The organism is Kocuria sp. WRN011 (genome assembly GCF_002295155.1).
In the GTDB taxonomy this organism is placed as follows: Bacteria; Actinomycetota; Actinomycetes; order Actinomycetales; family Micrococcaceae; genus Kocuria; species Kocuria carniphila.
In genome coordinates, this window is the sequence record NZ_NSGI01000001.1 from 438,015 (window position 1) to 451,228 (window position 13,214).

The window sequence follows — 13,214 nt, forward strand, 5'->3', positions numbered from 1 at the left end:
CTGATCAATGGCGCGACGAATGTCCAAAGAGATGCCTTTCGAGGATTGTCACCGGTGTTGGGTGACGGCTGGCGCGAATCGGGAAGTCTCCGCATGAGCAGCCTAGTCAGGACCGAAGGATTCGATGAGACTGATGACACAAGAGGTCACGTGGACCGGGTCGAGACGGCATCGGCACATCCGCCGATGGGTAGCCAAGCAATTAACCTCCCGTTTCATCTGCGGTCGCACCCGGATCACCCACGGGTGATGAGCTATGCATCGAAAGAACTCGCTGACATGCCTATCCGAATGTCGTCACCCAGGGGGACTCCATGACCCAAACGCCCGAACGCCGCAAGCTCCTGCCCATGCTGGGCCACGTCAACGGCAAGCGCAGCCCGCTGACGTGTGAGCTCAAGTGCGGCAGCCAGTGCACCAACCCGGACTGCAACCAGTCCAACAACGAGTACGCGCACGACATCATTTCTGCGGCGGTCAGCCGCCGTTCCGCTCTGGGCCTCGGCCTGGCAGGTGCCGTCACGGTGGGGGTCGTGGCCGGTACCTCTGAGCCCGCCAATGCAACTTACGCGTACTGGGGCAAGGGCCGCGGACGCTTGGACTTCAACCCGATCAAGCCCGTGGACATGACCGTGGACGACTTCAACGTCCCTGAGGGCTATGACTGGTCCCCGATCATCCGATGGGGTGACCCCTTGTTCTACGATGCTCCGGACTTCGATCCGGAGAACCAGACCCCGGAGGCCCAGTCCAAGCAGTTCGGCTTCAACGCCGATTACCTGGACATCCTGCCGGATCCGAACGGTCTGACCGGCGTGCTCGTGAACAACCACGAGTACACCAACGAGAACACGATGTTCCCCACCGGGGAGCAGGAGAAGAACCTGGCCAACGTGGTGCGCACCGCCATGGCTGCGCACGGCATGTCGGTCGTGGAGATCACCCGCACCAAGGTCGGCGAGCCGTGGTCCTACGTGCGCGGTGGCGCTCGTAACCGCCGCATCACCCTGAGCACCCCATTCGTGGTGGACGGTCCCGCCGCAGGTTCGGACCTGCTCAAGACGCAGGACGATCCCACGGGTAAGCGCGTGGCTGGCACTCAGAACAACTGCGCCGGTGGCGTGACCCCGTGGGGCACCATCCTCTCCGGTGAGGAGAACGTGCACCAGTACTTCATCACCTCCGGCACCGCGGAGGAGAAGCGCTACGGTTTCCCCACGGCCATGCCGTCCCGCCGCTGGCCCGAGGTCGAGAAGCGTTTCGACGCTCGCATCGAGGGCTACAAGAACGAGCCCAACCGCTTCGGCTGGATCGTGGAGATCGACCCGCAGAACCCGAACTCCGCGCCGGTCAAGCACACCGCGCTGGGCCGGTTCAAGCACGAGGGTGCCAACGTCCACGTGGGCGACGACGGCGCGGTGGTTGCCTACTCCGGTGACGACGAGAAGTTCGAGTACATCTACAAGTTCGTCTCCTCCCGCAAGTACAAGGAGGGCGACAAGCGCCACAACATGAAGCTGCTCTCCGAGGGCGACCTCTACGTGGCCAAGCTCAAGGGCAACTCCAACCCGGCAGAGATCACCGGCAACCGCACCCTGCCCGCAGACGGCGAGTTCGACGGTTCCGGCGAATGGTTGCCCCTGATCAAGGGCGGCAAGTCCATGATCAAGGACATGGCCGTGGACGAGGTTCTCGTGTACACCCGACTGGCCGCGGACAAGGTGGGTGCCACCAAGATGGACCGCCCGGAGGACGTGGAGCCCAACCCGCACACCAGCAAGGTGTACGTGGCTCTGACCAACAACTCCGACCGCGGCAAGCCCGGCTTCGCGCCGGTGGACGAGGCCAACCCGCGTACCGGCAACCGCGACGGCTACGTTCTAGAATTCACCGAGCGCCACGGTCGCGTGAACTCCACCCGCTTCAACTGGAACTTGTTGCTGGTCTGCGGTGATCCCACCAAGGACTCGGGCACGTACTTCGGCGGTTACCCCAAGGACAAGGTCTCGCCGATCTCCTGCCCGGACAACGTGGCCTTCGACCGGGCCGGCAACCTGTGGGTCTCCACGGACGGCGCGCCGTCCAAGATCGGCTACAACGACGCCCTGTTCAAGGTGGGCCTGACCGGCTCCGAGCGCGGCCGCGTGCAGCAGTTCCTCTCGGTCCCGCAGGACGCCGAAACCTGCGGTCCGGTCATCCACGACAACGAGGACATGGTCTACGTGGCCGTGCAGCACCCGGGTGAGGACGGCTCGTACGAAGAGCCCCGCTCCTACTTCCCGGACTATGCACTGCCCACCCGCCTCGAGGAAGGCGAGTTCTCCATGCCTCGCCCCGCCGTGGTGCAGGTCTTCAAGCTGGAGCGCGACAAGGATCCGGAGTTCCCCGGTGGCGTGAGCGACAAGCCGGGCAAGGGACACGGCCGCGGCAAGCGCCGCAAGAACGGCCCCAAGGGTCCCAAGTACCGCGGCTACCGGGGCAAGTCCAACGCGGATACCCGCAACCGCGCTCGCCGGGCCCGCCGTTCCTACGAGGACTGGAGCTTCCAGGACAGCGGCGGCGAGGGCAACATCACCCGCCCGCTGCCCAAGCGCTGAGCCAGCACCAGCCACGCTTGAGTGCGTGATCAGACCCGTGCGGGGTCGCGATTATCCGCGGCCCCGCACGGGTCTTTAGCGCGTCCAAGTCGACGACGCCGCTCGCGCACCCGTGTGCCCTACCTCGCCCGACATCCCGGCACGGTTTTGCTCGGGACACGCGGTGCCCGCTGCGAAGTCGAGCCTGAAATGTCACCGGGCCGAGCGGCGTCGTCCTGGGTGCCCGCGACCTATGTGACGCGGTGTGACGTGATGTGACTCCCCGTGACAACGGGCTGTGAGGCCCGCCCTGACGTCGGTAGCTTTTATGCAACGGGTCACGCAGAACTGTGCCGCTCGGGGACTTCACCCGTTCCCCGAAGACTCGTGGCGCACCTCCGATCACTAGTTTCCGTTCAAGGAGCTGCCATGGCCGCGCAAACCACGTCGACCGAAACTTCTTCCAAGTCAGCCGCACCGCGCGTGCGCGGACCCCGCCCGGGCACCAACCTGGGCCAGTGGAAGATCAGCGGCAAGGAACCCCTCAACCACAACGAGGAGTTCAAGTCCGAGGGCAATCCGCTGGACGTTCGCGAGCGCATCATCGACACGTACTCCAAACAGGGCTTCGATTCGATCCCCACGGATGACGTGCACGGACGGTTCCGTTGGATGGGTCTGTACACCCAGCGCAAGCAGGGCGTGGACGGCGCCTCCACCTCCAAACTGGATGCGGAATCGCTGTCCGACGAGTACTTCATGATGCGTATCCGCACTGATGGCGGCCGGCTCAACGTGGCCCAGGCCCGAGTGATCGGCGAGATTTCACGTGACTTCGCCCGTGACACCGCCGATGTCAGCGACCGGCAGAACATCCAGCTGCACTGGGTCCGCATTGAGGACGTCCCCGAGATATGGGAACGACTGGATTCGGTGGGCCTGTTGAGTGTTGAGGCGTGCGGTGACACCCCGCGCGTGTTCCTGGGCAGCCCGGTGGCCGGTGTGGACGCCCACGAGATCATCGACTGCACCCCGCAGCTGGACGCCCTGGGCGAAGCGTTCGTGGGCAACCCGGACTTCGTGAACCTGCCCCGCAAGTTCAAGACCGCGATCACCGGCAGCAAGAGCCTGGACGTGGTGCACGAGATCAACGACGTCAGCTTCGTGGGTGTCGAACACCCCGAACTCGGCGTCGGATACGACCTGTGGGTGGGCGGCGCACTGTCGATCACCCCGCGCCTGGCCGAGCGCCTCGGCGTGTTCGTGGCCCCGGAAGACGTGGTCCCCGTGTGGGCCGCCGTGGCGGGGATCTTCCGCGACTACGGCTACCGCAAGCAGCGCACCAAGGCCCGGTTGAAGTTCCTGCTGGCCGAGTGGGGCACCGAGAAGTTCCGCCAGGTCCTCGAGGACGAGTACCTGGGTCGTAAGCTCCCGGACGGCCCCGCACCCGCCCGCGCCGTGGGCCGCCCCGATCACGTGGGCGTGCACGAGCAGCACGACGGCAACAAGTACGTGGGCTTCGCCCTCACCGTGGGTCGCCTCAACTCCGCCGCGCTGCTGGCGCTCGCGGACGCCGCCGAGGCCGCAGGTTCCGATCGCATCCGCTTGACGCCCTACCAGAAGGTTTTGGTGCTGGACGTTCCCGAGGATCGCGTGGAAGAGCTGACCACCGCGCTCAAGCCCCACGGCATGGACGCGCACCCCAGCCCGTTCCGCCGCGCGACCATTGCGTGCACCGGCATCGAGTTCTGCAAGCTCGCGTTCGTGGAGACCAAGGGCCTGGCCGCCCAAGTGATCGACCAGCTCGAAGAGCGGCTCACTGACCTCGAGATCACGAACCCCATTTCGCTGCACATCAACGGCTGCCCCAACTCGTGCGCGCGGATCCAGACCGCGGACATCGGACTCAAGGGCCAGTTCATCGGTGAAGAGTTCGTGTTCCAGGTGCACCTGGGCGGTGGCCTCGCCTCCGCAGATCGCGAGGAGGGCGGCCTGGGTCGCACCGTGCGCGGCCTGAAGGTCACCTCCGACGACCTCACCGACTACGTCGAACGCGTCACCCGCCGCTACATGGCCGAGACCAACGGCGATCTCACCTTTGCCGAGTGGGCACAGAACGCCGAGGAGGATTCTCTGCGATGACCACGCCTATTTCTTCAGTCACTACTTCAACCACGACAACGCCGCCCGAGGCACCTGCCGCGGGTACGTCACCTGACGCGACCACTTCGCCGGCCGCAACCGGAGTGGGCTCCGCAACCGTCGACACCAAGGCGCCCGGAGCGGCGTCGGCGCCCCAACGAACTCGCTCCGAGGCCGAGCTGAAGGCTCTGGTCGAGGAGGCCAACGAACTGTTCGGCGAGCGCAACGCGGACACCCAAGAACTGCTGGCGTGGGCCGGTAGGACGTTCGGGAAGTCGCTCGCGGTCGCGTGTTCGATGGCCTCGGACACGGTGGTGCCCGCCCTGGTCAGCCAGCACATCAAGGACGTGGACGTGCTGTTCCTGGACACCGGCTATCACTTCCAGGAGACGATCGAGACCCGGGACGCGTTCGCCTCGGACTGGCCTGTGAACGTGCGCACCCTGCTGCCGCGGCTGACCGTGCCGGAGCAGGACGCCGAGTTCGGTCCGAAACTCCACGACCGGGAGCCCGCCACGTGCTGCGGGATCCGCAAGGTCGAGCCGCTCGACAACGCACTGGAGGGCTACGAGGCCTGGGTGACCGGACTGCGGCGCGAGGAAACGCCCCACCGCGCCAATGCCGCGCCGGTCGAATGGGATGAACGCCATCACATGGTCAAGATCAACGCGATCGTGGACTGGACCTTTGACGACGTCGTGAGTTGGGCCGAGACCAACCTGGTGGTGGTCAACCCGCTGCTGACGCAGGGTTACCCGTCCATCGGTTGCGCTCCGTGCACACGAAAAGTTGCCCCCGGTGAGGACCCGCGCGCTGGTCGCTGGTCCGGGCTGGGCAAGACAGAATGCGGGATTCACGTATGACCACCACAGCCACCTCCACTGTTACTTCGACCTCCAACTCGGGCGCGCTCACCCAGTTGCAGCGGCTGGAAGCCGAGTCGATGCACATCTTCCGCGAGACCGCGTCCGAGGGCGAGCGCCCCGTGCTGCTGTTCAGCGGCGGTAAGGACTCCGTGGTCATGCTTCACCTGGCCGCCAAGGCCTTCTGGCCGTGCCCCATCCCATTCCCCGTGCTGCACGTGGACACCGGGCACAACTTCCCGGAGGTCCTGGACTTCCGCAATCGCACCGCCGAGCGGCTCAAGGTGCGCCTGGAAGTCGCGAGCGTGCAGGACTACATCGACGACGGGCGGCTCAGCGAACGCCCGGACGGCACCCGCAACCCGTTGCAGACGGTGCCGTTGCTGGACGCGATCACGGACGGCCGCCACGACGTCGTCTACGGTGGCGCTCGCCGTGACGAGGAGAAGGCCCGCGCCAAGGAACGCATCATCAGCCTGCGTGATGAGTTCGGCCAGTGGAATCCGCGCGATCAGCGCCCCGAGCTGTGGAGCCTGTACAACACACGCCACCGCCCGGGCGAGCACGTGCGCGTGTTCCCGCTGTCGAACTGGACCGAGCTGGATATCTGGCGTTACATCGCGGCCGAGAAGATTGAACTGCCTCCCCTGTACTACGCCCACGAGCGGGACGTGATCCTGCGTGACGGCATGCTGCTGGCCGTGGGGGAGTACGTGACCCCGCGCGAGGGCGAAGACATCGAACGCCGCACGGTCCGCTACCGCACCGTGGGTGACATGAGCTGCACCGGTGCCGTTGAATCACCGGCCGCCAACGCTGAGGACGTCCTGGCGGAGGTTGCCACCAGCACACTCACCGAACGCGGAGCCACGCGAGCGGATGACCGCATGTCGGAAGCCGCCATGGAAGACCGCAAGCGAGAGGGCTATTTCTAAAATGAGCGTTGACACCCGAGGAAGCCTGTTGCGCATTGCCACGGCGGGCAGCGTGGACGACGGCAAGTCCACCCTGGTGGGGCGCCTGCTCCACGACACCAAGAACATCCTGGTCGACCAGCTCGAAGCCATCGAGCGAGTCAGCCAGGCGCGCGGTCTGGACTCTGCGGATCTGGCGCTGCTGACGGACGGCCTGCGTGCCGAACGCGAGCAGGGCATCACGATCGATGTGGCCTACCGCTACTTCGCCACACCCGCCCGGAACTTCATCCTGGCCGACTGCCCGGGACACGTGCAGTACACCCGCAACACCGTGACGGGTGCGTCCACCGCGGATGCGCTGATCATCCTGGTGGACGTGGAGCACGGGATTGTGGAGCAGACCCGCCGTCACCTGGCGGTGGCCGCGCTGTTGGGTGTGCCGCACCTGATCGTGGCACTCAACAAAATCGACCTGGTTCCGGATGCCGAGCAACGCTTTGCGCAGTTGAATTCGGACCTGCACGAACTGGCCGATCAATTCGGCGTGCTCGCATTGCATACCATTCCGATCTCCGCATTGCGCGGGGATAACGTGGCGGAGAAGTCGCCGAACACCCCGTGGTACGAGGGTCCTAGCCTGCTGGAATGGCTCGAGACCCTGCCGGATTCCGCGGAACTGACGCAGTCGGAGCGGTTCGCGTTCCCCGTACAGACGGTGCTGCGCCCGCAGTCCGCCGCAGTGGATCCTGCGCTGGTGGATTACCGCGGTTACGCGGGACAGATCGCCGCCGGAACGGTGCGCGTGGGTGACACGGTGACGGTGCAACCGGCCGGTCGCCAGACCACGGTCGAGGGCATCGACCTGGCCGGTCAGCCCTTGGAGGTAGCGGTGGCCGGGCAGTCCGTGACCCTGCGACTGAGCGATCAGATCGACATCACCCGTGGTGATCTCATCTCGGGCGTGGACACGGGTGCCGGGCCCAGCCAGTCCGTGGAGGCCGTGGTCTGCTGGCTCGACGAGAAACCGTTGCACGAGGGCCAGCGCGTGCTGCTCAAGCACACCACGCGGGTGGTGCGGGGGATCGTGGGTTCGATCGACGGTCGGCTGAATCTGGACTCCCTCAGCGCGGAATCCGTGGATTGCTTCGGGCTCAACGACATCGGACGGATCACGGTGCGCGTGGCCGAACCGATCTTCGGCACCGGGTACACGCAGTCCCACGCGTTGGGATCGTTCCTGCTGATCGACCCGCAGACCGGGCGCACGCAGGCCGCGGGCATGATCCAGGACGACAGCGTCGAGACTCCCGGGGTGCTGGGAAGTCTCAAGGCCGAGCACGGGGACTGGCGCATCTGAGGTGCGGCGGCGGCGTCGTTGATCGGACGACGCCGCCCCACGGCACTTTGGCGCGTGACCTCGCCATAAGGCGCTGCATTACGTGGTCGACTGTGAGTGTCCACGCCGATTACTAGAGTGGGCTCCATGATCACTCCAAGCCTGCTGACCGCTACCATCGCACTGAGTGCCCTCGCACGGGCGGGTATGGAGCAGATGGTCGTCGCACCGGGTTCACGGTCCGCACCCGTTGCGTACGCCGCAGCGGCTGCCGAGGCCAGCGGGGCATTGCGAGTGCACGTGCGGATCGACGAGCGCTCGGCGGCCTTCACGGCCCTGGGAATTTCCCGCTCCACCGGGCGTCCCACGGCAATTCTCACCACCAGCGGCACCGCGGTGGGCAATCTATTGCCCGCGGTCATGGAGGCCTCCCACTCGGGAATCCCGCTCGTAGCGTTGACCGCTGACCGGCCCCCGGAGCTGCGCGGAACCGGAGCCAACCAGACCACGTACCAGCCGGGAGTCTTTGAGTCTTTCGTGCGTGCTCAGGTGGATCTGGTACCGGACGATCAGAAGTCCGCTGTGGAGACCCTTGACCGCGCGCTCGCCGCGGCCGGGGGAGACGACACCACTGCCCCGGGGCCGGTGCACCTGAACCTCGCACTGCGAGATCCGCTCTACCCCTGGGCCGAGGAAGACCACGTGTTCCTCAAGAACTGGGCCGAGGAGCTCGCAGCGGAACTCAAGGAGAACCGCCCCGCGCGGCTCGCGCACCCCTGGGCCGTGTTCGACGAATCCCTGGTGACCGAGAATTTGGAAACCGATACCAGTGGACTTCCCCGGGACATCGGCAGGAATTTCCGCATCCACGACGTGCACGGTGGCAGCATCCCGTCGCCGTTGGGGGAGAACCCCGGTAAGCGCCCCACCACACCGGACGGCGCGCGTGCCGTGGTCATGGCCGGTGACGGCGCCGGGCCCGCCGCAGCTCGTTTTGCGGAGGAGGCAGGCCTGCCGCTGATGGCCGAACCGTCCTCGAATGCGCGTTTCGGCAAGTCAGCCGTGCACTCGTATCAGAATGTCCTGGAACTGAACATCGTGGATTTCGTGGACACCGTGGTGCTCGTGGGGCGTCCCACGCTGTCCCGGCAGGTCGCGGCCATGCTGCAGCGCGAGGACGTTCGCGTGCTGGCGGTACGTCCCGGACCGGTTCCGTGGTTCGAGGAAGGCCGCCGCGACGAAGAGGTCGTGCACACGTTCCAGGAAGCCCTTGAACTACTCGGGCCGGTCCGCGATAACTGGTTCGAACTCTGGGAAGCCACCGGCATTGCCGCGTGTGACGCCCTGCGGACCCAGGCGAACTCCACTCCCATCCTGACCGGACCGCACGTGGCCCACGCCGTGTGGGATGCCTGCGCCGCGGACGGCGCCGTCCTGGTGGCAGGTTCGTCCAACCCGATTCGCGACCTGGACCTGGTTGCCTGGCCGGATGATCCGGTGGCCGTGGTGGCCAATCGAGGAGTGTCCGGAATCGACGGCACCGTGGCCACCGCACACGGTGTGGCACTGGGAACGGGCCGCCCGGTCCGCGTTTTCCTGGGCGATCTCACCCTGCTTCACGATGCCGGCTCTCTGCTGGTGGGCGAGGGCGAAGAAATCCCGGATGTGCAGTTCGTAGTGCTTAACGACAAGGGCGGCGGGATCTTCGGCAAGCTCGAGCACGGCGCCGTGGCGGAGGACGAGCGATACACCGGCACCGTGGAACGGTTCTTCGGAACCCCGCACAATGTGTCCTTGCCGGATCTGTGTGCCGCCTACGGGGTGGAGTACAGCGAGGCGAATACCGCCATCGAACTGGCGGCGCTGTTCGCGGCCCCGTTGCGCGGACGAAGGGTCATCGAGATCCCCATCGACCGCGCGGGATTGCGTGAATTCCACAAGGGCATCCGCGGGGCTGCCCAGGACGCGGCCAGGGAGTATCTGGCGAAGAACCCGATCAAGGCGTGACCACGCCTGGTCCTAATCAGGGGTACCCAGGACTCATCGCGCACCCCTGATTAGCATGGGTGCATGACTGAACAGCAGACTGCTTCCAGCAATTCGCCCCGCACCGCTCTGGTTACCGGGGCCACCCGGGGTATCGGTCGTGCCGTGGCCGAGGACCTCGCGCGAGATCATGTGGTGTTCGTGGGCGGCCGCAGCTCCGAGGATGTCGAGCGCGTGCGTTCCGAACTCGAGGGTTTCGGGCCGGGCACGCGACCGTTCGTTGCGGATCTTGCCGACGACGCCGCCGTCCAAGCAGCCTGGGCGCCCCTGGCCGAAGAGTTCCCGGGTCTGAACGTCGTGGTGCACTCGGCCGGTATCGCCCCCATGGCACGGGTGGAAGAGGCCACCCGTGAGCAGTGGCGCGAGATCTTCGAGGTCAACGTCTTCTCCGTGGCGCAGCTGACCAAGCTCGTGTTGCCCCAGTTGCGGACCGTCGGCGGGGACGTGGTGGCTATCAACTCGGGGTCGGGCTTCACGGCCGGGCCGGCGTCGTCGTTGTATTCGGGCACCAAGTTCGCCCTGCGTGCCTTCACGGACGCGCTACGCGAGGAAGAGCGCGAGAACGGTGTGCGTGTGTCCTCGGTGCACCCGGGCCGCGTCGCCACCGACATGCAGGCAGAACTGCACGCCTACCAGGGCAAGGAATATCGTGCCGAGGAATGGATCCAGCCGGCCCAGATCGCCGCGGCCGTGCGCGTAGCCGTGGATGCGGAACGGACCTCTCAGGTCGAGGTCATCACCGTGCGACCTTCCGGTATGCACTAGGTCCCTGGCGACCCCCTTGGTGTCGGACTCTCTCTGACCAGTTTCCGTGTATTTGGTGGTCGGGGAGGGCCCGAATCGCCATGATCAACCCAGCATTAGGTAGCAAATGGTACAAACTACGACCAACTCATATGCAGGCTGTTATTTAACACCCCCTGGCGAAACCCTGGGGGTTATCCCCGTGTGGTAAGGCTCACAGTAGTTCAGGATTGAGATCTAACGCGCAACCATTCCGGAAACGCACCGGGAGTCTAGGGGCTCTCCGGAAGATCTTTGATCCGAGAGGACCACCACTATGAGCAACACACTCGTTGCCGCGGACCCGCGAAAAGAGGCGAGGACCGCCGCTTGGGTCGCAGGTATCGCCTGCACCGCACTGATTTTCGACGGCTTTGACCTCACTATTTACGGAACCGTCCTCACCACGTTGATGGCAGATCCTTCCCACATCGGCGCACTCGATGCCGCCACCGCGGGCACCCTGGGTTCCTACGCATTGATCGGCGTGCTCATCGGCGCCCTGATCTGTGGCTCCATCGGCGACTACGTGGGCCGCCGCCGCATCATCCTGGTGGGCATCGCCTGGTTCTCCATCGGCATGTTCGTCACCGCGCTCTCCACCTCGATCTTTGCTTTCGGCGCGCTGCGCCTGATCACCGGTATCGGCCTGGGCGCGATCCTCGCCACGGCCGGCGCCACCATTGCGGAGTTCGCTCCCGCCGGGCGTCGTAACTTCTACAACGCCATCGTGTACTCGGGTATCCCCGCCGGTGGTGTGCTCGCCGCACTGCTGGGCATGATCCTGCTCGAGCCCCTCGGCTGGCGCGGCCTGTTCATGATCGGTGCAACTCCCATCCTGTTCCTGTTGCCCATCGCGTTCTTCAAGCTTCCCGAGTCCCCGCGTTGGCTGCTCTCCCGCGGTCGTCGTGAAGAAGCTGAGGCACTGTCGCTCAAGACCGGTACTCCTCTGCTCGAGGAAGTTGTCGTCCAGAAGGCCGGCGCTACTCCCGCCAAGACCGGTTTCGGCGCAGTGTTCTCCCCGCAGTTCCGTGCGGGTGCCATCCTGCTGGGCTTCATGTCCTTCTCCGGTCTGCTGCTGACCTACGGCCTGAACACCTGGCTCCCCAAGATCATGGAGAGCTACGGCTACGGCAAGACCTACTCGCTCGCGTTCCTGCTGGTGCTCAACTCCGGTGCCGTGATCGGTGGTGTGGTTGCATCCAAGCTGGCCGACCGCCGCGGCCCGCAGTTCATCGTCGCCACCACGTTCGTGATCGCAGCCATCACCCTGGTGCTGATGACCTTCCAGTTCCCGCTGCCGGTGCTGTTCATGTTCATCGGTATTGCCGGTGTGGGCACCCTGGGTACCCAGGTACTTATTTACGGCTTCACCTCCAACTACTTCACCACCAATGCTCGTGCAGCCGGTGTGGCGTGGTGTTCCGGATTCGGTCGACTGGGCGGCATCTTCGGCCCGCTCATCGGTGGCTGGTTGGTTGCAGCTGGTCTGGGCGGCGCCACCGCGTTCTACATCTTCGGTGGTGTGGCACTGTTCGGCGCACTCGTGACCGTGTTGGTTCCCTGCCAGAAGGCTGTGGAAGCAGCCAAGGAAAAGGCAGAGGAAATCCTGGAGTCCACCGACAACCAGGACACCAACACTCCCTCTACCGTCCTGAACTGATTTTCCGGGAACGGCAGTCGGCCAGCCAACTAGCGCGCTGACCACCGACTGCCTCGGGAAACATAGAAACACCAAGGGTGCCGTTGCTCATTGCGAGCAGCGGCACCCTGCTTTTGCGTGCTGCCCCACCACTTCACTCGTCCCACCGCTTCACCTGCCCCACCACTTCACTCGTCCCACCACTTCAACCGCCCCACCACTTCAACCGCCCCAACCGCCCCACCAGCCGTGCGCTGGCACTGGTCCCCACCATCTGGTGCGCCGTTAGAACCTACTCCCGCATCTGATGCGCCGTTAGAACCTTTCTGGCACCGCCGGAGAGCCCTAACGAAACCTCACGCGTCTTCCACGGCGCTCCCGGAACCTCACACGCACGGCTTCTGCTCGCCGACGGCGCACGGGTCGAGTGGTCTGGCGCGCCGCTGCGACCACCTCCCGCACTTGATGCGCCGTTAGAACCTTTCGGGCGGCGTAAAAGGGTTCCAACGCAACCTCACGCGGGTTCCTCGGCGCTACCGTCCCCTCACGTGCGTGGCTCTCACTCGCCTATCGTCCGCTCATGTGCGTGGCTCTCACTCGCCTATCGTCCGCTCATGTGCGTGGCTCTCACTCGCCTATCGTCCGCTCATGTGCGTGGCTCTCGCTCGCCCCCCGCGCTGCCTGCTGCTTACGTAGGCACCCGCCACGTCGTGCCCGCCGTCGGCGTTCGCGAACCTATTGCTGTTTCGCACACGGGCGCTGCAGTCACCTGAAGCGCCGCCAGGACCGCATTGCCCATCTGATGCTCCGTTGGAACCTTTCTGGCGCCACGGAAGGGCCCTAACGAAACCTCACGTGGGTTCGACGGCGCTCCCGGAACCTCACACGCACGGCTTCTGCTTGCCGGCG

Annotated in this window: 8 protein-coding genes; all 8 read left to right on the forward strand. The window is 65.4% G+C overall.

Going from position 1 to position 13,214, the window contains the following annotated elements; all coding sequences use genetic code 11:
• The first annotated feature begins 314 nt into the window (after positions 1-314).
• A complete protein-coding gene (locus CKW39_RS02060) occupies positions 315-2,597 on the forward strand; it encodes a PhoX family phosphatase (RefSeq protein ID WP_095796503.1) in 2,283 nt (760 codons plus the stop codon).
• Positions 2,598-3,005: 408 nt separating this feature from the next.
• A complete protein-coding gene (locus CKW39_RS02065) occupies positions 3,006-4,718 on the forward strand; it encodes a nitrite/sulfite reductase (protein WP_095796504.1) in 1,713 nt (570 codons plus the stop codon).
• Complete coding sequence (locus tag CKW39_RS02070; protein WP_371514523.1) at positions 4,715-5,581, forward strand: phosphoadenylyl-sulfate reductase; 867 nt, start codon at positions 4,715-4,717, stop codon at positions 5,579-5,581. The genes CKW39_RS02065 and CKW39_RS02070 overlap by 4 nt, the downstream gene beginning before the upstream one ends.
• Positions 5,578-6,516, forward strand: a complete 939-nt coding sequence (gene cysD / locus CKW39_RS02075; RefSeq protein WP_254049230.1) for a sulfate adenylyltransferase subunit CysD — start codon at positions 5,578-5,580, stop codon at positions 6,514-6,516. Before CKW39_RS02070 ends, cysD begins: the two co-directional genes overlap by 4 nt.
• Position 6,517: 1 nt before the next feature.
• Complete coding sequence (locus CKW39_RS02080; RefSeq protein WP_095796507.1) at positions 6,518-7,855, forward strand: sulfate adenylyltransferase subunit 1; 1,338 nt, start codon at positions 6,518-6,520, stop codon at positions 7,853-7,855.
• Between the two features lie 126 nt (positions 7,856-7,981).
• Complete coding sequence (gene menD, locus CKW39_RS02085) at positions 7,982-9,841, forward strand: 2-succinyl-5-enolpyruvyl-6-hydroxy-3-cyclohexene-1-carboxylate synthase (protein ID WP_095796655.1); 1,860 nt, start codon at positions 7,982-7,984, stop codon at positions 9,839-9,841.
• 63 nt (positions 9,842-9,904) lie between these two features.
• Positions 9,905-10,645 (forward strand): SDR family oxidoreductase, encoded by a 741-nt coding sequence (locus tag CKW39_RS02090; protein WP_095796508.1) that lies wholly within the window; start codon positions 9,905-9,907, stop codon positions 10,643-10,645.
• Positions 10,646-10,940: 295 nt separating this feature from the next.
• Complete coding sequence (locus tag CKW39_RS02095) at positions 10,941-12,326, forward strand: aromatic acid/H+ symport family MFS transporter (RefSeq protein ID WP_095796509.1); 1,386 nt, start codon at positions 10,941-10,943, stop codon at positions 12,324-12,326.
• Positions 12,327-13,214 lie beyond the last annotated feature (888 nt).

What these genes read in the sequence shown, in the direction of transcription:
- CKW39_RS02070 (WP_371514523.1), top strand. Translation starts at nt 4,715, where the DNA reads ATGACCACGCCTATTTCTTCAGTCACTACTTCAACCACGACAACGCCG.
- menD (WP_095796655.1), top strand. Translation starts at nt 7,982, where the DNA reads ATGATCACTCCAAGCCTGCTGACCGCTACCATCGCACTGAGTGCCCTC.
- CKW39_RS02080 (WP_095796507.1), top strand. Translation starts at nt 6,518, where the DNA reads ATGAGCGTTGACACCCGAGGAAGCCTGTTGCGCATTGCCACGGCGGGC.
- CKW39_RS02060 (WP_095796503.1), top strand. Translation starts at nt 315, where the DNA reads ATGACCCAAACGCCCGAACGCCGCAAGCTCCTGCCCATGCTGGGCCAC.
- CKW39_RS02065 (WP_095796504.1), top strand. Translation starts at nt 3,006, where the DNA reads ATGGCCGCGCAAACCACGTCGACCGAAACTTCTTCCAAGTCAGCCGCA.
- cysD (WP_254049230.1), top strand. Translation starts at nt 5,578, where the DNA reads ATGACCACCACAGCCACCTCCACTGTTACTTCGACCTCCAACTCGGGC.
- CKW39_RS02090 (WP_095796508.1), top strand. Translation starts at nt 9,905, where the DNA reads ATGACTGAACAGCAGACTGCTTCCAGCAATTCGCCCCGCACCGCTCTG.
- CKW39_RS02095 (WP_095796509.1), top strand. Translation starts at nt 10,941, where the DNA reads ATGAGCAACACACTCGTTGCCGCGGACCCGCGAAAAGAGGCGAGGACC.